We start from the raw sequence: 22,042 nt of genomic DNA, 5'->3' as shown, positions 1-22,042 counted from the left end.
ATTGTTCAGGCAAACAGACTGACTTTCTCACCCACGGGCCGGTAAAACGCCTCTGGCCTTCTACACTGACGGAATCGAAAAGGAGAACTCCGATGTCCGTCAGTCTTGCGACTTCCCCAGAAACCCCAGCGATACTCTTCTGCTCACTGAGCGGAACAGACATACGGGTGCCTGACTACGGTTACTCTCAGACCTTTACCAATATCGAAAGCGTGATCGATGCCTGGCGTGCTTATCAGGGCGTCGTATGTCTTCATTCTGTCCGTCAGACCCGCGAACTGGATATGCGGGTGGCGAAACTTGCCCGCACCATTCCTGATGCCGTGATCGTTGTGATGCTTGATCTGCTTCCCGAATCCCCTTCAGCACTGATTGAACTGGGGGCACAGGAAGTAGTGACTGCTGGCAGTGACCTCTTTACGGTTATCGAGGTCGCTCGGGCGCGTAAAAACCGTGAATTTGAGCTACAGCACTACCTGTATTTTGATGGTCTGACCCAGCTCGCAAACCGTCAGCTGTTTCAGGATCGCATGGAGCACAGCCTGGCACAACACAAGCGCTCGCGGGCCGATCTGGCGCTGATGATTCTCGACCTGAACCGTTTCAAGCGCGTCAACGATGAGCATGGTCATCTGCATGGTGATGCATTGCTGCAGGCAGTGGCCGACCGCCTGCGTGGCTGCACCCGCAGTTCGGATACGCTCGCTCGTATTGGTAGCAATACCTTTGCCGTGATTGCCGGCAATCTGGGCGGGCGGAGTGTTGCCAGTGTCGCTGAAAAACTGATGGATCAGTTCCGTCAGCCCTTTACGCTCGATTGCGGCGATGTGTTCGTGACCGCCAGTATGGGTATTGAGCTTGGCAGTGCGGTGACCTACGACGCGGTACAGATTATCCGCCGCGCGGAGTTGGCGTTGCATGAAGCGAAGCGGCGCGGTGGGAATCACTATTGTATCAACGATCAGCCACGTCCGGCCGATCGCATCCGTCTCAGTCTCGAAGGGAGTCTCTATCAGGCGTTAGAGCGAGGCGAGATCTATCTGGAATATCAGCCACAGGTCAGTATTGATGGCCGTCAGTTTCTGGGCGTCGAAGCCTTGATGCGCTGGACTCACCCTGAACTGGGAGGTGTGTCCCCGGCGATTTTTATCCCCGTACTTGAAGAAACCGGATTGATCGAAGATTACGGTATCTGGTGCCTGGAGCAGGCGTGCAGCCAGTTCAGGCAATGGCTTGAAGCCGGGCAGGTTACGGCCAGCTCACGGGTTTCGGTCAACCTGTCTGCCCGCCAGTTCCGGCAGGAGAATCTGGCAGGATGCATTCTTGATGTGTTGGATGCCACCGGTCTTTCGCCCACGAATCTGACGCTCGAAATCACCGAGAGTATGCTGATGCAGAATCACGGTCAGGCAGTGACCGTCCTGAGTGAGTTGCGTGAGGCTGGGGTGGCCATCGCGGTGGATGATTTTGGTACCGGTTTTTCTTCTCTGGTGTATCTGAAAACTCTGCCGATTGATTACCTGAAGATCGACAAAGCATTTATCCGCGATATTTCCTCCAGCCGTGACGATGAAGCCATCGCCAGCCTGATCATCGACCTCGCTCATAATCTGAACCTGAATGTGGTTGCAGAAGGCGTTGAGAGTCAGGAAGCCCTGACCATGCTTGGTCAACTCGGGTGTGATCAGTATCAGGGATTTTTCTTTGCCCGTCCGGTGGCGCCCGATCAGATCCCCGCACTGGTAGCACGCTGCCACTGACAAGCCAGCCGTGAGTCAGTATCATCACGGCAGAATTCAGCCTTAACGGAAGTCTGCCGTGAAACTCTCAATGATTGTCGCCGTTGCGCAGAACCGCGTGATCGGTCGCAACAACGCTCTGCCCTGGTATCTCCCTAACGATCTCAAGTACTTTAAACAGACAACGTTAGGTAAGCCTGTGATCATGGGCCGCAAAACCTATGAAAGTATCGGGAAGCCGCTGCCCGGACGGACCAATATTGTGATTACCCGTCAGGCGGATTATCAGCCAGAAGGTGTTAAGGTCGTCAGCAGCGTCGAAGACGCCCGTGCTCTGGCAGAGAGCGTCTGCCTGATTGATGGCCAGGAAGAAGCCATGATCATGGGTGGTGCAGAGATTTACGCTCTGTGTCTGCCGGTGTGTGACCGACTCTATCTGACCGAGGTTCACGCCGAGGTCGAGGGTGATGCCTGGTTCCCAGAATACGATAAGAGCGAATGGCATGAAGTTGCCCGTGAAGACTTCGCAGCAGAAGGCCCAAACCCCTACGACTACAGCTTTGTAGTCTATGAGCGTCGCTGATCCCGGCTTTCGCTTTGCCTGACCGCGGCTTTACGGCATCCTGTTAACAGACTTTTATCACGGATGGCCTTATGCCGCGCTTCAGCGATAAACTACTGAACACCCTTGAGCAGACGGGCAACCGTCTGCCACACCCCACTCTTCTTTTTGTCTGGCTGTGTGCCCTGGTGCTACTGGCGTCGGCTCTGGCGTCGTTTTCTGGGTTGCAGGCCACGCACCCAGTGAGTGGAGAGTCAGTGTCTGCCGTCAATCTGATGTCTGCGTCGGGTGTTCAGCAGATGCTGACGTCGACAGTTTCGAACTTTACTCAATTTGCCCCGGTTGGCACTGTGCTGGTCGCCATGCTCGGTCTTGGTGTCGCTGAACGCAGTGGACTGATTGGTGTTCTGCTCGCGGGATTGGTTCGCCGCGCGGAAGGGAAGATTCTGACGTTTCTGGTGGTGTTCAGTGGCGTGATGTCGAGTCTGGCTGCGGATGCCGGCTATGTTGTCCTGATTCCATTGGCAGCCATGATTTTTCAGAGTGCCGGTCGCCATCCTCTGGCGGGGATCGCCGCGGCGTTTGCCGGTGTGTCGGGGGGCTACAGCGCTAACCTGCTCTTAGGCCCGTTTGATGCGCTCCTGTCTGGCATCAGCACCGAAGCCGCTCAGATAGTTGAACCTGGCTATACCGTCAGCATCGCCGCGAATTACTGGTTTATGATGGCGTCTGTGTTACTGGTCAGTGTGCTCGGTACCTGGGTTACGCATCGTTGGACAGAGCCACGACTGGCCGGGCTGACTACCGGGGTGCCAGATCATGCGGAGGCGCCTGTCGACCGACCGGAACAGAGTCGCGGGCTCTGGGCGGTGGGCGTTTTCAGTCTGCTCTTTATTGTTGTTCTGCTCAGTGGCTTGCTCACGCCTGATGCCTGGTTGCGTTCTGGCCAGTCCATCACCACATCGCCGTTTATGAAAGGCATTGTGGTGGTTATCTCCCTTTATGCTCTGATCTGTGGCGTTATCTATGGCTTTGCGTCCGGGCGCTGGCGCTATGGAAGCGATGTCGTTCATGCGATGGAGCAGACCCTGGCTGGGATGGCAGGGTATCTGGTGCTGATGTTTTTCGCGGCTCAGTTCGTTGCCTGGTTTTCGTGGAGCCAGCTGGGTCTGATCACTGCCGTCAGTGGTGCAGACCTGCTGACACAGATCGACGCTCCCCCTGCAGTTCTCTTACTGGTGTTTATTTTTATCGCGGCCTTTATCAACTTATTTGTAGGCAGCGGCAGTGCGAAGTGGGCATTACTCGCCCCAGTGTTTGTGCCTATGTTGATGCTGGTGGGTATAGCGCCAGAGGTCACTCAGGTTGCCTTCCGTATTGGTGATAGCAGCACCAATATCATTACCCCGCTGATGCCGTATTTCGGTGTGGTGCTGGCGTTTGCACAGACGTACCGCAGAGACCTCGGTATGGGCACTGTGATGGCTATGATGCTGCCCTACAGCCTGGCGTTTCTGTTCGGTTGGTCGGCCCTGTTACTCGTCTGGATGACGTCGGGGTGGGCGCTGGGAGTATAGAACGGACTTTTACTGACTCTGTATTGACTAAATAGTCATTATGACGATATTGTCACAGTTGTTCTCCGGAGGATCAACTATGACAAACAACATCAGTCGTCGTGAACTTATGACAACAGGGGCGAAAGTGGCTGCCGGTGCGGGTCTGATAGCGCAGGGGCTCGGACAGACGGCGCAGGCAGGATTGTTGGGGCATAAGAAAATCGATGTTCATCATCATGCAGTGCCAGCACCTTACATTGAAGCTCTGGCCAGTATCGGTATCACCGAATCTGGCGGGGTGGCCTTCCCTGAGTGGACTCCTGAAGATTCCCTCAAAGTGATGAACCTGACAGGAATAGATACGGCGGTTCTGTCTTTATCGTCACCGGGAACCTACTTCGGGGATGCAACATTTGCGTCCGGGTTAGCGCATACCGTTAATGAGTTCCTTCACGATACGGTGCAGGCGCATCCCTTCCGGTTCGGATTTTTCGCCACGCTTCCTATGCCTCTGGTCGATGAGTCCTGTGCGGTCCTCCGACATGCATTTGATTCGCTGGATGCCGATGGCGTTTGTCTTCTGGCGAATACCAATGGGGTGTTTCTGGGAGATCCGGCACTCGACCCTATCATGGAAGAGCTGAATGCCCGGGGAGCTACGGTACTGATTCATCCTAACTCGCATCCGTTGCAGGGACAGCTAGGGCTGGAAGCACCGGTCTTCGCCGTCGAGTTTGTTCTGGATACGACCCGGGCGGTGACCAATATGCTCTGGAATGGAACGTTTGAAAAATATCCCGACATTAAGTGGATTCTGTCACATGCAGGTGGCACGGTTCCGTACATTGCCTGGCGTGTCAGCCTGCTGAGCTTCCAGTATCCCGAATTCCGTGAGAAAGCGCCGAGGGGAGTACCGCATTATCTGCGAAGGTTATATTTTGATACGGCTCTTTCACCTTCCGCTTCAACGCTGTTTCCCTTGATTGAACAGTTTGGCGCTGATCAGGTCGTGCTGGGCACAGATTATCCTTTCGCACCGGAGGCGCTTGTTCCGGTAGAGATGGCAACCCTCGCGGCTAATGTTGCGAATCAGGGGTTCCCTGACTTTACGCCTTCTGTTCTGAAGAAGATTCACGGTAATGGCTACCGGTTGTTCCCACGCCTGGATGCTCTGCATAACTGACAGCAAGCACCAGATATGCGCAGTCTGTCGGTGGCATAACCCGCTTTCTGTCCCATACTCTGTTTACAAGGGTTAGCAGAGTTCAAAGGGTCAGTACTTGGAAAGCAGACTATACGCTGAATTTACCTGGTTCCTGCAATCAGGCGGCTCGCCCGAGCCTCAGGTTCAGCAGGAACTGATCGGTTCGATCAATCACTCAGTGTCGCTGGCGGCACTGACGTCGGTATTTATACTGGCCCTGGGGCTGGTTGCGGCGCTGACGCTGAGAGAGTGGTGGGGATTTGCCTGGGTGCTGACTGAGCTGTGCTTTATGTCGTTGCGGGTATCACTGCAGTACCGTTTTAAACGGCATGGCGATCCCGGCGTCCTGTTACGGATCTGTCGCGTCTCGTCGCTGTGGTCCATGACCACCGGTCTGGCGTTGTTGCTGTGCATTATGTCCGGTGACGTCATGCTGATGATTCTTGCGAGTAATCTGATTTTCGCCATGATTGGGGGGATGTCGTCAGTGCTGATGGGCGTTCCCCGCTTGTATCAGCTGCTGATTCTTGCGGTGGCTGGTCCGACGATTATTTTCGGGCTCACGCAGGAGTCGGAAGAATGGATGCCTGTTCTGTCCGTCGCTATTGCTTTGTACCTGATGGCGATGATTCTGATTGCGCGGAAGCAGCATCGTTTATTACGCGGCAAAATAGAAGCTGAGTATCATAACCGCCTGCTCCTTAATATTGACCCCCTGACCAATCTCGCCAACAGACGTCGTCTGCGCTCTGTTCTGGCTGGACTGCAGATGGTGACAGGGCGGCGGGCAACGGTCTTTTATCTGGACCTGGATGGTTTTAAATCGGTGAATGATACTCAGGGGCATGATGCGGGCGATACGGTGCTGAAGGAAGTCGCGCGACGTCTGCTGCGCCTGAACCGGGATTGCGATCTGGTCTGCCGTCTCGGCGGGGATGAGTTTCTGGTACTGGTTGAAGGCCTGAGCCTGAATCAGGCAGAAGCGAAAGCCCAGACGATGGTGGCGGCCCTGCGCGAGCCATACGAAACGGGCGAGGGTGAGCAGGCTGTCATTGGGGTCAGTATCGGAGTGGCCAGCGTACCGGACAACAGCCGTACTGCAGAGCCGTTAATTACACTCGCTGATGAAGCGTTGTACGCTGCAAAAAATTCAGGGAAAAATACGTACCGCTTCAGCCAGGCCTGCCCTGACTGAAGCAGAGTTATCTCAGGCGGCGCTGCCTGCCGCGTCTTCAACGCTATTGTTCAGGTTGCGCTCTTCAAATTGTGCCTGGGTGATCAGCGTCTGAGCGTCCTCGTCCCAGATAATGTACTGCATGGAGCGAGGCACATCTTTCAGAGTCAGACGAGGAACATTTCTGAACAGATCTTTGTAGGCATGGTGACAGTCACGCAGCAGGTAATTCGGAATACGCGCGGACAGGTGATGAATATGATGATAGCCAATGTCTGCGGTAAACCAGTGCAGAACGCGCGGCAGTTTCAGGTAACTGGTGCCTTCAAGTGCGGCGGTGTGGTAGTCCCAACCTTCGTCACCGGACGCGTAAGACCCTTCAAAGTTGTGTTGAACGGTAAACAGGATGATGCCGGAGGCTCCTGCCAGTGACAGGGCGGTTACATACACCAGAAGGAACGCCGGGCCAAAGGCCAGGGTAGCCAACGTCCAGCACGTCAGAAGTACCAGATTATTACCAGTGATATGCCGGAATTCCTTCCAGTTATCCCAGTACGGGGTTTCAAAGCCTTCTGCCGCTGCACTGAGTGAGCGGGCGTCACCCTGTTGTATGCGTTTCACCATATGACGGATCAGCGCGACGGATCCTTTCATCCAGGTGAAGCGGGGGTTAAATACGAAATAGAGGAATCCGGCGAGAGGTCCCATCCAGATGCGACGCTGACGTGCATAGCCACGTTTCTGTTTATCGTTCAGCTGAGCGTATTCAGAGGCCGAAAGCACGGCCAGCGGGCCACGATACTTATTCCAGTTACCATTGGTGGAATGGTGATAGTCATGGTGTCTGGACCAGACGTACTGCGGCATACCGCAGAACACACCGAAAACAAAGCCCACTGCAGAATTCAGTTTCGGGTTTGCAAACATGGCATTGTGGCCACAGTCGTGTAACAGAACAAATGAGCGCAGCAGAAAGAGTGTCAGCAGGACAATGATACCCGCCGTCAGCCAGTAGGAAATGGACGTACTGGCGACGCCAGCCGCTGTGAGCAGCAGCACTGGAACCAGAGTGTTCAGCGTCTGTAATGTTGCCTTGAGGTTGCTGCGGCCGACGAAGTTGCTGACCAGTTCATTTTTCTTATTCTTCAGTGCCTGAGTGTCGCGTTCGCGGCTGTTCATGGGCCTTCCTTCGCTGGGCGAGTATGACAAACGCATTGCAGTCTAGCAGAACATAGTGTTTCGTACAGGAAATAATCAAATGTAATCCCCGTCATATCAGGCCAGAGGGCTACAGCGCCTGTTGATATTCCCCTGGGCTGGTGCCGAACCATTGGCGGAATGCACGATAGAAAACGCCCCGATCCCGGAACCCGAGCAGAAAGGTAATCTCTTCGTGGCTGAGCTTACCCTCCTGCAGATATTGCTCTGTCATATCCATCCGCAGTTGGTTGAGCAGTGCTCTGAAGGTTGTGCCTTCGTCACTGAGGCGTCGCTGTAACGTTCTGGGGGTAACGGTGAGAATATCCGCAAGCGTCTGCTTCTGTGGTTCCCCGCAATACATCAGCAGGCGTAGCAGGAAACGACAGCGGCCAGACCAGCTCTCGTCGGGAAATGCCTTGTGATTCAGAGCTTCAAACTGTTGCAGGCTGCGGATATGGGAATCCGGATCGCTGAACGCACGCCGGAAGGATCGGGGGCGGCTGAATATCAGTTGCGTATCGCTCTGGCGGAAGAAGGGTTCGCAGCCGAATACCGCACGATAGTGCTCATACTCTTCATCGCACTGAAGTGCCCGTTGATGGCGGAAGCTGACTTTGTCCGGCCGCAGTGAGAAGCAGCGATACACCGCATCCGCTACCGAGGCGGCAAAACCTTCGTGCTGGTGCACGCTGATCGGAATATCGTCGTCAGGTGTAAAGGTCAGTATCAGGTGGTCAGGTGTTTCGTCCAGAGACAGTGTCATCACCTGAGTACATATACGGATGTAGCGCTCAAGGATGAGCAGATAGTCCGGCAGCGGAAACCCCGAGGTATGAAAGAAAAAGCTCAGATGGGGGTGGTGGCGGCTGGAATAAGGAGCCAGGCGCAGGCCGAGAAAAGGTTCGTTCAGCCACTGAGCCACCAGATCCAGGTTGCGTGCAACATCGGACACAGGCACCCGGGTCATTGCCGGGCGTGCCTGAATCTGCTGCTCGATAAGGCGCTCGATACTGGTCAGTTCCGCCAGACGTTCACTGGCGCTCAGGAATGCCTTCAGGGCCGTCAGGTGGGCTTTGATGGTGGTCAGGGCCACGGTCGGTGAATTGCGCTGCACGTCCTTGTCCGTCTCAGATTTACTTAGAATTGTGCCTGTCCGTTATCACGGCTGAAATCCAATGTTACAAAAATATAATCGTGGTTCGCCAATGACTCCTGTGTCTGTCTCAAATGGTAATAACTTCGCAGAACGCTCTCACCTAGCCTGTTGATCAGCACGGCGTTGTCGTGCATCCCAAATAAAAAGGATAACAATATGGAAAGGTTACTGAGTCTGAGGAGTCTGCAGAGACCCCTCTCTGGAATAGCGATGGGTTGCCTGCTTCTGCTGGTATTGCCTGTTACGGTCAAAGCCTCGTCGCTGGCGACGAGTGCAGCAATGGGATACGTCTATGGATTTCCCATCGTATTAATGGGTGAAACCCTCGACGGCATGACCGGGCCGGAACGCTCGTGCAGTCTGGGAGCGGATATAAATACCTTCAAGCACGTGTATGAAATACCGGACGAACGCTTTAAAGCCGTTGTCCGCCCGAATGTCGATACCCTGTATTCCTCGGCAATGCTCGATCTCTCCAGCGGGCCGGTGCTGCTCGATATGCCCGCTGTTTCTGACCGGTATATTCTTATGGCATTAGTGGATGCCTGGTCGAATAACTTTGCAGGGGTGGGTACTCAGAGTCATGGAGCAGAAGAAGGGCACTACTTTATTACCGGCCCGGGCTGGCGGGGGCGTGTTCCCCGTGGCTACCAGCGGATTGATTCACCGACCGATCTGGTGTGGATTATCGGACGTACCGAAATACTCGAGGGTGAAGACCTGTCGGCAGTTCATGCGATTCAGGATCAGTTTACTCTGAGTACACGGCGGGCTTCACCGCCACCGTTTGCTGAGATCAATTGTAAGGGTGACAACGAGCGCACACCTCCGATTGAGGTTGTGAAAGACCTTTCAGGGGATGAGTTTTTCCAGCGTCTGTCCCAGCTGATGCAGGATAATCCGCCCCCGGCTGAAGATCGCTGGATGGTCAGTCAGTTACAGGCTGCCGGCTTGATTGCTGATGCTCGCGGTCAGGAGCCAAGGCGTAACAGACTCGAGAATACACAGCTCGATATCGGGACGGCCATGGCCCAGGCGAGCCTAGATGGCGCCATCAGTATGCTTGGCCTGAAGGGCTGGGGTCCTGATCCCGACGCGGTCCCTCTGGGGGATTATGGTCGTCGGTACTTTATTCGTGCTGTGGTCGCGCAGGTTGGCTTCGGAGCGAATAAAAATGAATACGCCACCTATCAGAACACGATGCGTGATGCGAACCGCATGCGCCTCAATGGTCAGAACACCTACACCTTCACAATGAATGCGGATGATCTGCCACCGGTGGACGCGTTCTGGTCCATGACGGTCTATCAGGACAATGGCTTTCTGGCGGTCAATGAGATGGCTGCAGGCCTGGGGATAGAGCGTTATGCGGTCGGAACGAATACGGGTCTTGTCGAAGACGATGGCAAGGTTACCGTTATCCTGTCGCATCTTCCGCCTCAGGGGATACCGCTGAGCAACTGGTTGCCCGTGCCCGCGGGGGATTTTCAGCTGACGCTGAGATTCTACGATCCGAGGGATGAGATTCTGAAAAATGAATGGGAAATACCGGAACTTATCCGGGAATAACGAAGTAAAGTGGTGAGCAGATGCTCACCACTTTCTTATGTCAGATATCGCGTTTTGCCTGTGTCATCGCCGCCCAGTGGTCGATCACTGTATAGGCGGTGGCATCCTGATAATCGATACCAACGGTGTCACAGATTTCCGCACAGAAAGCACGCTTGCCTTTGCGGATGCCTGCCATCTTCACCAGAGCGTGGCCGCAGAGTTTTCCCTTCACCATGATGCGGTGCTCAAAATACACATATTTTTCATCCCAGCTCATGATGCGGGTATGCACTTCGTATTTTGAAAAAAGATTCAGCTCGCGGATAAAGGTGATTTCCAGTGATGCGACCACCAGGTTCAGGCGCTTATTGAAGAAATGACGGAACCAGCCATTCTCCCGGAACAGTACCCAGCGGGAACGCTCAAGTATGTTCAGGTACTTAGCATTGTTCATGTGCAGGTTGTAGTCTATCTGGTGTGGCAGTACCCGACCTGAGACAACACTGGTGCCGAGTGGAGCAATGGTTGCCGGTTCGTTACGTTTGATGATGGACGTGATGATCTGGGACAGCATAAACAACAAAGCTTCCGGTTAGTGGGTTCACATTCAGGGGCGCGATGGTACCCGAATGTGCTCCGTACGCATTGGCAGCAGTGACGAGGCTCTGTTGCAGGGCTGCAACAGAGCGGATTGTCTGTTCAGGCGGTAAGTGGACGCTTACGTACCCAGAGAGTGAACAGCGTAGCGGTAACAAACATCAACAGGCTGTAGATGCTCGGGGCGACAGCCATTTCTGGGCTCTGGAGAATCGTGGTGATAATCATCAGTGCCAGAGTACCGTTCTGCAGACCGACCTCAATACTGATCGTACGCGCCTGATCTTCATGATGCAGCAGCGCATTACCGGCCACGTAGCCCAACGCCATGGTAATCAGGTTCAGTAGCAGAGCTGCCGGACCTGAGAGCAGGGCAAATTCGATCAATCGGGCACCCAGGCTGACGCATATTGAAGCAATCACCAGAGCCAGCACGATAACGGAAAAACGTGACACCCAGGGCTCGGCCTTCTGAGCGAATCCTGTCGCATAGTGGCGGATGATCATGCCAATAATCACCGGAAGGACCGTCACGATAATCAGGGTTTTCCAGGTATCAAATAACGGTAATTCGAACGTCTGCCCGGCCACACCATAGTGCTGTAGCGCCCAGGCGCCGAGGATTGGAATGGTGAAAGGGGTAATAAATCCAATGACTGCCGTCAGAGACACGGATAGGCCGACATCGCCCCGCGCCAGCAGGGTGTACATGTTGGAAGTGGCGCCACCCGGGCAGAGAGCCAGAATAAACAGGCCAATCGCTACCGGGCCGGTAAGCCCTGTGAGGGCAATAATTCCAACCGCAATAAGAGGAAGCAGCAACATCTGACAGACAGCACCGACGAAAAAGGCTTTCGGTTGCTGAATTACCCGCCGGAAGTCTGCGGTCGTCAGGCCCATGCCGACGCCGGTCATGATCAGAATCAGGGCGATGGGGAGTGCGGTACGCACCAGAGTTTCAAACATGAGATATATCCTGAACTTTTTATCATTATCGCTGGCGAACGCTACCCGAGGTCGGTGTCACAGGCAAGCGATGGTGTACTTGACCTGATCATGGATACACGACATCTTGTGGTCTGTCTCACTCGTTTCTGGTTGCAGTATGAAAAAAATAATTACCAGTCTATCGCTCGGAGTTTTCCTGGCAGCACCTTATCAGGCATTGGCAGATACCTCGCAATATATCGGAGGGGGTATCCAATACGGTGTCTTGTCGACCGATGGTCGCTCCGAAGACCGCACCACCCTGATGTATCAGGGGCGTCTCGGACTGAACCTGACCCGTAACTGGGTACTGGAACTTGAAGCAGGTGTGTCGCCTGATTCTGAAGAAACGGTGAAAGCCGTGTGTATTGAGGGCAGAGTGACGTTTCTCAATCCGGAAGGTAACGATCTGGTCTGTAGCTACAGTGACAGCTTCAGCCGACAGAGTGTCCGGGTAAATGCGATGTATCGCCTGCCGCTGAGCAGTGCCATTGATATTTTTGCCGCCGTCGGTCTCGGTGTTATCCGGACGGACTTTGATTTCACTTTTACATCTGCGCAATTCGGAGACAGGACATTAACGCCGAGCCAGATAAATAATAATCTGGCTTATTATAATATTCTTGTATCAGGGACAGACAATGATCTGGCTCTGAACAATGTCGGCGATGAAACGGGTGCTTCCGTTGATTTTGCCTATTCACTGGAAGTCGGTACTGTGATTGCCGACCAGCATCGTATTGGTGTGTCGTACGTGCCTGAGTACGGCAATGACAGTATCGGCAACTTTTCTTACGTCGGTATTTCTTACGCCTGGCTTTACCGCTTCGATCCTTTCTGAATCAATGGCGGAAGAAACCTCTGGCAGCCTGCCAGAGGTTAAAGCCCAGAGAGGCACTGAGTCGCTTAGCTTGCTGCCTGATCTCTTTTTTATCCATCGTGATCTGAGATTTATTCGCCCAGACAATCCAGTTGCCGTCCATCGTTGTGGCATGCAGAACGGTTGCAAAGTGATGGCGCAGCAGCGGCAACATGCGGCCATCTTCGCGATGTTCTTTCCACAGATTCAATACCAGCCAACCGTCGTCCGCGAGAGCACTTGCGCAGAGCTGCAGATAATCATTGCATAGCTGGCTCTTATCCAGCCCTTCCGCGAGGTACAGATCACTGAACAGCACATTGAGTGAACCCGGAGATGCCTGTTTAAGATAATCCGTGGCGGGCAGGTGGACAGCCTGAATGCGGAGGTCCCGCGGTAAGCCGAAATGTTGCTGGGCAATCAGAATGACTGCGCGGCGAAGGTCGACGGCATCTATATGCAGAGTATGAAAATAACTGAATAATGCGCGGATCAGTACGCCGCCACCGACCCCGAGCACTGCGGCCCGCTGTGGTTCATTGAGCAGTGTAATAATGGCGAACATCGCGCGGGTATATTCGTGCTGAGGCTGATCCGGCCGTGAGCGGAGCTGGCAGCTCTGCTCATCGGCCGTCCCGAAACTCAGATAGCGTTTATTGCCATCGTCAAATACCTGAATAATACCCAGCTCATCGTAGCGACGATGCACTTCCTTGCCGAGGTGGCTCAGATCCATCATGGTCAGTTACAGGGTTTTAAAAAATACCTTGGAATTACGCTGGTAGTTATACAGCTTCTGTTTTTCCTGCGGCAGCTCACTCACCTGGCCCGCTTTAAAACCGTGCTCTACAAACCAGTGCGCGGTCCGCGTCGTCAGCACAAACAGTTGTTTCAGATTGCGACGGCGGGCTTCCTGTTCTATCTGCTCAAGCAGGCGTTGTCCGCGGTTGCTGCCCCGATAGTCACCATGAACAGCCACGCAGGCCAGTTCTGCCTGATCTTCAGAATAGGGATACACCGCTGCGCAGGCGGTAATCAGGCCATCGCGCTCAATCACGAAAAAGCGATGAATTTCATTTTCCAGTAGTTCGCGCGAACGTCGTACCAGCACGCCCTGCTCTTCCAGCGGGCGCAGCAGATCAAGAATGCCCGCAACATCGTCGATATTGGCGGCCCGTAACTGATCATAGGCATCCTGGCTGACCAGCGTACCTTTACCTTCACGGGTGAAGAGTTCCTGTAGCAGTGCCCCGTCGGTTTCGTAGCTGATGAGATGGACGCGGGGGACACCCTGACGCACACATCGCATTGCCATATCGGCCTGCCAGCGCTGACTACCTTTTAATTCTGGCAGATGCAGCTCCAGCTGACGGCAGGTCAGCTCTTTGATCGGCTCACCACTGTCATCCAGCAGTCCTTCGCCGGCATTGAAAGCAATCAGCTTGTCGGCGCGCAGGCTGGTGGCCGCGTGGTAAGCGACATCCTCAACGCCCAGGTTGAACATTTCTCCGGACGGTGAGTACCCAGAGCAGGATAAGAGAACAACGTTCTGCTGGTCGAGCAGACTGTTGACCGCCTGATGTTCGACTCTGCGGACTTCCCCCGTGTGCTGGAAATCAACGCCATCGATGACCCCGAGAGGTTTGGCGGTCACGAAATTGCCACTCACGACACGAATCCGTGAGCCATGCATAGGAGAGCCCGGGATACCGAGTGACAGACGCGATTCGATATCTGCTTTGACCATACCCACCGCCGCTTTTACTGCGCGCAGTGCTTCGCTGTCCGTGATGCGCAGATCGTTGTGGAAGTTACTGGATATATCCAGGCGTTCCAGTACGGCATCGATCTGTGGACGGGCGCCATGCACCAACACGAGCCGGACTCCGAGACTGTTCAGCAGCGCAATATCCTGAATCACAGTGTCAAAATTCGGATGCATCAGTGCATCACCATCAAACATGATGACGAATGTCTTTCCCCGGTGTGCGTTGATATAGGGTGAAGACTGGCGGAACCATTGCACGTAGGCGGTGGTGTCGTTCAAAGCGGGAGTCCTTTGTGTTAACTATGCCGATTTAATCATGAGGTTCCGCCAGACAGAAGGGAAAATACATGGAATAGTCCGGAGGCTGAGTCTGAGGGCGTGTCTGTGAGCGACTTGCGCCATACTGGGGCTTCTGACGAGCCTCTGCACTGAGATGTCACAAACTGAAAAAAAGAAAGGTGGTGAGGCAGGTATATATGCCGTTCAGAGCTGCCCTATAATTAAGTGGCATAGAAAATGCCACTTAAATGCGCCAACCATGATAATGAGGGAGACAACAATGGAACAGCAAACGATTGCAACCGTTCAGGACAGTTTTAAAAAGGTAGAGCCGATTGCTCCACTGGCGGCGGAGTTATTTTATAAAAAACTGTTCGAGCTCGACCCGGCCCTGAAAAGCCTGTTCAAAGGGGATATGGAAGCGCAGGGGGCGAAGCTGATGAAAATGATCGGAATCGCCGTGAATGGCCTGAACAACCTGGATGCAATTGTACCTGCCGTGCAGGAACTGGGCGTGCGCCACGTAGACTACGGCGTTAAGGACAAAGATTACGAAACGGTCGGCAAGGCGCTGCTCTGGACCCTGGAGCAGGGCCTCGGCGATCACTTTACTCCGGATGTGCGCAATGCCTGGGCAGAAGTGTATGGTCTGCTGGCAGGCACCATGCAGGCGGCAGCCAACGCGGCACACCCTGCCTGATATAATTTTAGCTGATATAAATAATACCGATTACTGATTAGATTAATATCATGACGTAGCTCATCCTCCTCATACACGCTTATGAGGAGGCATTATGCATTCAATTATCTGGCCAGCAGGCTACCTTCCCGGCACGACCGATAACTTCGTATCCAATGAAGTGATCTCAGCCAACGCGAATCTTGATGAGGTATGGCGCCACTTGTCGACGCCTTCGCTCTGGCCGTCTTACTACCACAATGCCTCGCAGCCTTTCATATACGATGCGCCTGAACAGGCGGGTGTTGCCCTGACGGCGGGTGCCCGTTTCCGTTTCGTAACCTTTGGCTTCGATGTCGAGGGGGAAGTAACCGAGCTCACGCCTCCGGGCGATGGCCAGCCCGGACGTATTGCCTGGCACGGTTGGGTTGAGGGAGATGAGGAGCAGCGTCTGGATGTTCACCATGCATGGATCGTCGAGGCGCTTCCCCATGGCAGGGTGAGGGTACTGACTCAGGAGACCCAGAACGGCGTGCCTGCACAGCAGCTTGCGGCGGAGCAGCCGAATCCGATGCTGAATGCGCATCAGGCATGGCTGGATGGACTTGTTGCAGCAGCCGGGAGGGAAGCGCTATGACAAATACTCTGTTTTCAGAATTCCGCTTAAAAGACGTGCAGTTGCGTAATCGTATCGCGGTGCCGCCGATGTGCCAGTACATGGCGACCGACGGGTTTGTGAATGACTGGCATCTGTCGCATTACGCGGGCCTGGCTCGCGGCGGTGCGGGGCTGGTGATTGTCGAAGCAACCGGCGTATTGCCCGAGGGGCGGATTACGCCCGCCTGTCTGGGGCTGTGGAGTGACGACCATATCGAAGGGCTGGCTGGCGTCGCCCGTCAGATCAGAAATGCAGGAGCTGTGCCCGGTATTCAGATCGCTCACGCGGGGCGCAAAGCCAGTGCTCACCGTCCCTGGGAGGGCGACGATCATATTGATCCGGCCGACCCCTCAGCGTGGACGCCGCGTGGGCCGTCAGCGGTTGCGTTTGGTGGTGGACTGCCACGCGTCCCTGAGGCTCTGAGCATCGAAGATATTGCGGATGTGCGGACGGCGTTTGCCAATGCTGCCCGGCGAGCCGCTAAGGCGGGTTTCGAGTGGCTGGAATTACATTTTGCCCACGGTTACCTGGCTCAGAGCTTCTTTTCTCCGCATGCAAATCAACGCACAGATGCCTACGGCGGTGACGAGGCTGGACGCGGACGTTTTCTGCTGGAAACTCTGGATGATGTCAGAGAAGCATGGCCGGAGAATCTGCCTCTCACCATTCGTTTTGGCGTTGCCGAATATGATGGCAATGATGATGTCACGACCCTTGAGTCTGTCCGGTTGATCAGGCAGTTCAGAGAGCACGGCGCAGACTTCATCAGCGTCACCCTCGGATTCAATACTCCGATGGCGGAGATTCCCTGGGGAGCCGGCTTTATGTTGCCTCTTGCAGAGCGCGTGCGTCAGGAAACAGGCATGCCTGTCGCGACTGCCTGGGGGCTGGGCGCTCCCCGACTTGCCGACAAGGGCATCCGTGATGAGCAGATTGATCTGGCCATGATTGGCCGGGCTCATCTGGCGAACCCTTTCTGGCCTCTGCAGGCAGCGCGGACTCTGGGGGTTGAGCGCCCTGAGTGGGTCTTGCCGGCTCCGTATGCGCACTGGCTGGAGCGGTACCACGAGGTGCCGGATCTGTCAGCCGAAGAGGTTGGCTAACCGTTCCCGTATCCAGACATGCGCCGGATCGTGCGCAGTGCGAGGGTGCCAGACCATGGTCTTGGTGAAGCCGGGAATCTCCAGCGGTGGCGCAGAGACTGTGATGCCGCTGGAGTTACGGAAAATACGGGAGGGCGCCACAGCGATGAGATCACTGTGGTGCAGTACCTCACAGAGCACCAGAAAGTTGGGCACGGATACGGCGACATGGCGGGATCTGCCGAGTTTTTTAAGCGCGTTGTCGGTATCCCCGGACAGCGCGCCGTCAACGTAAGACATCAGCGCCTGTGGCGCCGCGCAAAAGGCATCCAGCGACAGAGGAAGGGCCTGCTCCAGTGGGTGCCCTTTCCGCATCGCACAGAGATAGTGCTCAGCAAACAGCGCCCGGGCATGGCAACTGGCAGGCGCAGTGACTTCTGTCATCAGAGCGATATCAATATCCCCACGTTCGAGCTGTGTCTCTATCAGTGTGTCGTCGATAGGCAGCATCCTGAGCTGAATGCCCGGAGCTTCCTGTCGCAGGACACTGAGAAGCGGCACCAGAATATTACGCATTGAATAATCGGTGCCGGCGACGGTCAGAATCATTTCTGCGGTAGCCGGGTCAAACTCCCCGGGGCTGAGCATCGCCTCGGCATCCGCCAGCAGTCGCTTGACGGACCCCGCCAGCGCTTCCGCCCTGGGGGTTGGCACTATGCCCCGGCGGGCGCGGATAAAAAGGGGGTCGTTAAAGTTTTCGCGCAGGCGGTTCATCATGCCGCTGACCGCAGGCTGACTGACGGCCAGGCGGTCGGCTGCGCGGGTGACGCTGCGTTCGTCCATCAGCACATCGAACGCTTTCAGAAGGTTAAGATCCAGATGCCGGAGGGAAGACATGCCTCAACTCTGTGCTGGTGTCTGGCAGAAATGACGGATCATGTCGCGGATCAGATCAACGCAGGGAGTGATCTGATCCAAGGCCAGATACTCGTCCAGTTGATGAGCCTGATCGATATTGCCGGGGCCGAGGATAATGGTCTCCATCCCCAGCTTCTGCAGGAAAGGCGCCTCGGTCGCGTAGTTCACCGCATCGCTGGTATGGCCTGTCAGTTTTTCTGCCATCTGCACCAGTTCACTGGTGCGGGCTTCTTCAAATGGGTCTATCCCGGGAAACAGTGATTCGTAGGTCAGTTCAACGCGGTTCTGCTCGGCAATGGGCGTCAGTCTGCGGCGGATTTCGTTACGCAGATCATCGTTGTTCATGCCGGGCAGAGCGCGCAGGTCAAAGGCCAGTTCACAGGTCGCGCAGATGCGGTTGGGGTTATCCCCCCCGTGGACGCAGCCCAGGTTCAGCGTAGGTGTTGTCACTGCAAAGTGAGCATTTTCATACCGTTGCGCCAGATCCAGCCGCAGGTTTTTGAGTTCACCCATGACATCGTGCAGTGCGTCCATGGCACTGATGCCCAGCGCCGGGTTGGATGAATGTCCGGCCTTTCCGGTCAGGCGGATGCTCTCCATCATAATGCCTTTATGCATCCGGATCGGTTTCAGACTGGTAGGCTCACCGACAATGGCGTAGCGGCCATGTGGGCCGGTATCACGGGTCAGAGCGCGGGCTCCGCACATGGAGCTTTCCTCATCGGCGGTGGCGAGAATAATCAACGGCTGATGAAACTCGTGTTGCAGACATTCTTCTACCGCGTCGAGGACTAAAGCGAAGAAGCCCTTCATGTCACAAGTGCCAAGGCCGTAGAAACGACCATCACGTTCGGTCAGGGTAAAGGGGTCAGACTGCCAGCGCTCCGGGTTGCAGGGAACAGTATCTGTGTGGCCACTGAGTACCAGTCCGCCGGACCCCGTGCCCAGAGTCGCAAGCAGATTGAACTTACCCGGATTGCCTTCGACCGGCATAATAACCACTTCAAACCCAAGATCCCGGCACCAGTTGGCCAGCAGATGAATAACGGCTTCGTTGCTCTGATCGTATTCCGGCAGCACAGAACTGATGCTGTTGCGGCTGATCAGAGCAGATAATTTTTCGATGGTACCGGGGAGACGCATGATGACCTCAAAGACGGGATGTGTGCCGGTGACGGCATGGCAATGACAATAGCGCGATGGCAAAAGAAATTGAACTGAAACTGCGGCTCACACCGGAAAATACTGTCCCCCTGGCGCACTGGCTGGACCAGCACCTGACTGCCTCTGGTGAAAAGCGCCTGATGAATGATTACTACGACACTCCTGACCTGCTGTTGCAACGCAACCGCGCAGCGATGAGGGTCCGTGCAACGGGGGGCGGTTATGAGCAGACACTGAAAACCCGGGGACGTTCGGTGGCCGGAATGCATGTCCGTGGTGAATGGAACTGGCCCCTGGCAACCGGCGAGCTGGATATCTCTTTGTTGCAGGATCCGGAAGTCGCAGAGTGTCTGCCATCGGACAGTGATCTGAGCACACTGGAAAAAGTCTTTGGTACCCATTTCCGTCGCCGGCGCTGGTTAGCCGGAGAGGGCACAAGCCGGATTGAAGTCGTGATCGATGAAGGTGAGGTCGTTGCGGGGGGCACGACTCAGCCTTTGTGTGAAACAGAGCTTGAGCTGCTGAGCGGTGACCCCGCAGATCTCTGGCAGCTGGTGTCTCAGATGCAGCAACAGGCGCCACTCTGGCTCAGTGATATTTCCAAGGCAGAGCGCGGCTACCGTCAGGCGGGTAAAGCCGGGCAATGGTTACCTCCTCAGGTGGATGACAGCGACTGGTCAGCGTTTCTGTCTTCCAGTCTGACGGTGCTGCAGCGCGCGGTCGAAAGCCGCCTGTTTGATCCGGCAGGAGGCGCCGCTGATGCTCTCTGGCGGGCGGGTTACCCCCTCTGGTGCGTATTGAACGGGCGTCCGGCAGAGTGTCTGGCCCGGCTGTTACCGGAGCTGACTGACGGAGTGCCAGATGAGACGCTGAGCGCGGCACAGTCGCTGACTGAACTGTCCCGCTTACTCTATGAAATGTGTCAGAGTTCGCAGGATTCTCCGGCAGACTGGCAGTCTCTGGTCCGGGAGGCTCGCAGCACTCTGGCGGATATGATTGAATGCGGGAACGGCTTCACTACATTGATCAGGGAATAAGCGCATGCAGGCTACCGCCGAACGAACGTTAACGCTCACTACACTGGTAGAAGAGCTTCGCCGTGACGGCCTGCTGAACGATGACGATCACCACCTGGCTCAGACCATCCGCCGTAAGGCCGACGAGACTGGCCTGCATGCTCTGACCGTTCTCGCCCGCCAGGGGTATCGCGATTCACGCGCGACCGGCAGTAAGGTGCTGACAGAGCACGCGCTGGTGGATTGGCTTGCCGAACGCGAGGGCATGCAGAGCTATGCGATTGATCCGCTGGAAATCAATGTGTCGGCGGTCACCGATGTTATGTCCTACGCCTTCTCAGAGCGCCATCAGATACTGGTCGTAAAGGTCGGTGTCGATGAGGTCACGGTTGCCTGCTCCGAGCCACACGTCACTGCCTGGGTGTCCGATCTGGAACATGTCACCCGTCGTCGTGTGACCCGGGTGCTCAGTAGCCCGGAAGATATCCGCCGCTATCGCGTTGAGTTCTATCAGCTCGCCAACTCGGTGTCCCGCGCCCGTAAAGATCACTCAGGTATCAGCTCGGTTCAGAATCTGGAATCCATGCTGGAGCTGGGCAAAGCCAAAGCCCCCGACGCCAATGACGAACATATCGTCAATATTGTTGACTGGCTGCTGCAATACGCGTTCGATCAGCGCGCCAGTGATATTCACCTTGAACCCCGCCGCGAAATTACCCACGTGCGCTTCCGCATTGATGGGGTACTGCACAATGTCTATGAATTGCCTGCTGAAGTCGGTATGGCCGTAATTGCGCGGGTAAAGTCACTTGGCCGGATGAACATCGCAGAAAAGCGTAAGCCTCAGGACAGCCGCCTGAAAACGAAAACGCCCGAAGGCGATGAAGTTGAACTGCGACTATCGACCTTGCCCACTGCGTTTGGCGAGAAAATGGTGATGCGGGTCTTTGACCCTCAGGTGCTGATGCGCAGTTTCTCTGAAATGGGATTTGCCAAAGAAGACCGTCGCCGCTGGGCAGAAATGACCAGTAACAACCACGGCATTATTTTCGTGACGGGCCCGACAGGGTCAGGTAAAACCACCACGCTATATTCGACCCTGCGCCAGCTGGCGACACCGGAAGTGAATGTTTCTACCATCGAAGATCCGATTGAAATGGTCGAGCCTGCGTTTAACCAGATGCAGGTAAATCCGGCGATTGATCTGTCGTTTGCGACGGGTGTCCGGGCCCTGCTGCGTCAGGATCCGGATATCATTATGGTGGGTGAGGTGCGTGATCTGGAGACTGCAGAGATTGCGGTGCAGGCTGCACTGACGGGGCACCTGGTATTGTCTACACTGCATACCAATGATGCGCCGTCGGCGTTTACCCGTTTACTGGAGCTGGGCTTGCCTGCGTACCTGATTCGCTCCAGTGTGATCGGCGTCATGGCGCAGCGTCTGGTGCGTACGCTCTGTCCTCACTGCAAGACACAGCAACCGGTGGATGAAAAAGCCTGGAAGCAGCTGACGGCGCCCTGGCTGGTAAAAACGCCTGCACATATCTACGGCCCCAAGGGTTGCCTCGAGTGTCGGGGCACTGGCTATCTTGGACGTATGGGCATTTATGAAGTAATGCCCATGTCAGAAACCGTTGATGTACTGATTACAGAAAACACAGATCATCAGAAGCTCAGGCAGGCGGCGATGAAAGAAGGGATGCACAGTCTGCGTCTCAGCGGTGCGCATAAAGTCGCTGCTGGAATGACAACCATTGCAGAAGTTATGCGCGTCGCTCCGGCAACAAAATTGAATAATCATTCCTGACTTGCCAGAATGGCGGGCCTTGACCCCGCTGGTCAGTCAGTCTGCGGTCAGACTTCACAAGAGTCGCCGCCTTTAAAAAGAGA

20 protein-coding genes are annotated in these 22,042 nt (G+C 55.2%); 12 read left to right on the top strand and 8 right to left on the bottom strand.

All coding sequences use genetic code 11. The features are described from left to right. Positions 1–92 precede the first annotated feature (92 nt). The 5 genes from Q1L85_RS04020 (at position 93) to Q1L85_RS04000 (ending at position 6,259) form a co-directional block, all read left to right on the top strand. Positions 93–1,760, top strand: coding sequence for a bifunctional diguanylate cyclase/phosphodiesterase (locus tag Q1L85_RS04020; RefSeq protein WP_300426869.1), 1,668 nt, complete (start codon positions 93–95; stop codon positions 1,758–1,760). Positions 1,761–1,818: 58 nt separating this feature from the next. Next, on the top strand, positions 1,819–2,322 hold the full coding sequence (gene folA, locus Q1L85_RS04015; protein ID WP_370315860.1) for a type 3 dihydrofolate reductase: 504 nt from the start codon (positions 1,819–1,821) through the stop codon (positions 2,320–2,322). A 71-nt stretch (positions 2,323–2,393) separates the two neighbouring features. After that, on the top strand, positions 2,394–3,878 hold the full coding sequence (locus Q1L85_RS04010; RefSeq protein ID WP_300426871.1) for an AbgT family transporter: 1,485 nt from the start codon (positions 2,394–2,396) through the stop codon (positions 3,876–3,878). Positions 3,879–3,957: 79 nt separating this feature from the next. Next, entirely contained in the window at positions 3,958–5,043 is a 1,086-nt protein-coding gene (locus tag Q1L85_RS04005) for an amidohydrolase family protein (RefSeq protein ID WP_300426872.1), read from the top strand. 97 nt (positions 5,044–5,140) lie between these two features. Continuing rightward, the gene (locus Q1L85_RS04000) at positions 5,141–6,259 is read left to right on the top strand and encodes a GGDEF domain-containing protein (RefSeq protein ID WP_300426873.1); all 1,119 of its coding nucleotides are present in this window, start codon (positions 5,141–5,143) and stop codon (positions 6,257–6,259) included. A 12-nt stretch (positions 6,260–6,271) separates the two neighbouring features. On the opposite strand, the gene Q1L85_RS03995 is transcribed toward Q1L85_RS04000, so the two are convergent. Continuing rightward, on the bottom strand, positions 6,272–7,417 hold the full coding sequence (locus Q1L85_RS03995; RefSeq protein ID WP_300426874.1) for a fatty acid desaturase: 1,146 nt from the start codon (positions 7,415–7,417) through the stop codon (positions 6,272–6,274). Positions 7,418–7,526: 109 nt separating this feature from the next. Continuing rightward, a complete protein-coding gene (locus Q1L85_RS03990) occupies positions 7,527–8,552 on the bottom strand; it encodes an AraC family transcriptional regulator (protein WP_300426875.1) in 1,026 nt (341 codons plus the stop codon). A gap of 198 nt (positions 8,553–8,750) precedes the next feature. On the opposite strand from Q1L85_RS03990, the gene Q1L85_RS03985 reads away from it, so the two are divergent. After that, positions 8,751–10,163: a DUF1254 domain-containing protein gene (locus Q1L85_RS03985; protein WP_300426876.1), complete on the top strand. Its 1,413-nt coding sequence runs from the start codon at positions 8,751–8,753 to the stop codon at positions 10,161–10,163. Between the two features lie 40 nt (positions 10,164–10,203). Here Q1L85_RS03985 and Q1L85_RS03980 read toward each other — a convergent pair whose 3' ends face one another. Next, entirely contained in the window at positions 10,204–10,719 is a 516-nt protein-coding gene (locus Q1L85_RS03980) for a thioesterase family protein (RefSeq protein WP_300432326.1), read from the bottom strand. A 125-nt stretch (positions 10,720–10,844) separates the two neighbouring features. Then, positions 10,845–11,708, bottom strand: a complete 864-nt coding sequence (locus Q1L85_RS03975) for a bile acid:sodium symporter family protein (protein WP_300428242.1) — start codon at positions 11,706–11,708, stop codon at positions 10,845–10,847. 139 nt (positions 11,709–11,847) lie between these two features. Here Q1L85_RS03975 and Q1L85_RS03970 point away from each other — a divergent pair, with 139 nt between their 5' ends. Beyond that, the gene (locus Q1L85_RS03970; protein WP_300428243.1) at positions 11,848–12,570 is read left to right on the top strand and encodes an outer membrane beta-barrel protein; all 723 of its coding nucleotides are present in this window, start codon (positions 11,848–11,850) and stop codon (positions 12,568–12,570) included. 1 nt (position 12,571) lies between these two features. Here Q1L85_RS03970 and Q1L85_RS03965 read toward each other — a convergent pair whose 3' ends face one another. Next, positions 12,572–13,327 (bottom strand): spermidine synthase, encoded by a 756-nt coding sequence (locus Q1L85_RS03965; protein WP_300428244.1) that lies wholly within the window; start codon positions 13,325–13,327, stop codon positions 12,572–12,574. A 6-nt stretch (positions 13,328–13,333) separates the two neighbouring features. Continuing rightward, the gene (gene argA, locus Q1L85_RS03960) at positions 13,334–14,635 is read right to left on the bottom strand and encodes an amino-acid N-acetyltransferase (protein WP_300428245.1); all 1,302 of its coding nucleotides are present in this window, start codon (positions 14,633–14,635) and stop codon (positions 13,334–13,336) included. 280 nt (positions 14,636–14,915) lie between these two features. Here argA and Q1L85_RS03955 point away from each other — a divergent pair, with 280 nt between their 5' ends. From Q1L85_RS03955 to Q1L85_RS03945, 3 genes are all read left to right on the top strand, one after another. Further along, positions 14,916–15,335 (top strand): globin family protein, encoded by a 420-nt coding sequence (locus tag Q1L85_RS03955; protein ID WP_300428246.1) that lies wholly within the window; start codon positions 14,916–14,918, stop codon positions 15,333–15,335. 94 nt (positions 15,336–15,429) lie between these two features. Continuing rightward, the gene (locus Q1L85_RS03950) at positions 15,430–15,951 is read left to right on the top strand and encodes an SRPBCC domain-containing protein (RefSeq protein ID WP_300428247.1); all 522 of its coding nucleotides are present in this window, start codon (positions 15,430–15,432) and stop codon (positions 15,949–15,951) included. Then, positions 15,948–17,075: an NADH:flavin oxidoreductase/NADH oxidase gene (locus Q1L85_RS03945; RefSeq protein ID WP_300428248.1), complete on the top strand. Its 1,128-nt coding sequence runs from the start codon at positions 15,948–15,950 to the stop codon at positions 17,073–17,075. Before Q1L85_RS03950 ends, Q1L85_RS03945 begins: the two co-directional genes overlap by 4 nt. On the opposite strand, the gene Q1L85_RS03940 is transcribed toward Q1L85_RS03945, so the two are convergent. Both Q1L85_RS03940 and argE read right to left on the bottom strand, forming a co-directional pair. Further along, the gene (locus Q1L85_RS03940) at positions 17,055–17,951 is read right to left on the bottom strand and encodes a LysR family transcriptional regulator (RefSeq protein ID WP_300428249.1); all 897 of its coding nucleotides are present in this window, start codon (positions 17,949–17,951) and stop codon (positions 17,055–17,057) included. The genes Q1L85_RS03945 and Q1L85_RS03940 overlap by 21 nt on opposite strands. A 3-nt stretch (positions 17,952–17,954) precedes the next feature. After that, positions 17,955–19,115, bottom strand: coding sequence for an acetylornithine deacetylase (gene argE, locus Q1L85_RS03935; RefSeq protein WP_300428250.1), 1,161 nt, complete (start codon positions 19,113–19,115; stop codon positions 17,955–17,957). A 56-nt stretch (positions 19,116–19,171) separates the two neighbouring features. Here argE and Q1L85_RS03930 point away from each other — a divergent pair, with 56 nt between their 5' ends. Further along, complete coding sequence (locus tag Q1L85_RS03930) at positions 19,172–20,173, top strand: CYTH domain-containing protein (RefSeq protein WP_300432321.1); 1,002 nt, start codon at positions 19,172–19,174, stop codon at positions 20,171–20,173. 4 nt (positions 20,174–20,177) lie between these two features. Then, positions 20,178–21,959: a GspE/PulE family protein gene (locus Q1L85_RS03925; RefSeq protein WP_300426707.1), complete on the top strand. Its 1,782-nt coding sequence runs from the start codon at positions 20,178–20,180 to the stop codon at positions 21,957–21,959. Positions 21,960–22,042 lie beyond the last annotated feature (83 nt).

Origin of the sequence: uncultured Thalassolituus sp. (genome assembly GCF_950066645.1) — a bacterium.
Taxonomy (GTDB): Bacteria; Pseudomonadota; Gammaproteobacteria; order Pseudomonadales; family Oceanobacteraceae; genus Thalassolituus.
Note: the sequence above shows the minus strand (reverse complement) of the source record. Positions and strands in the feature narration are given on the sequence as shown.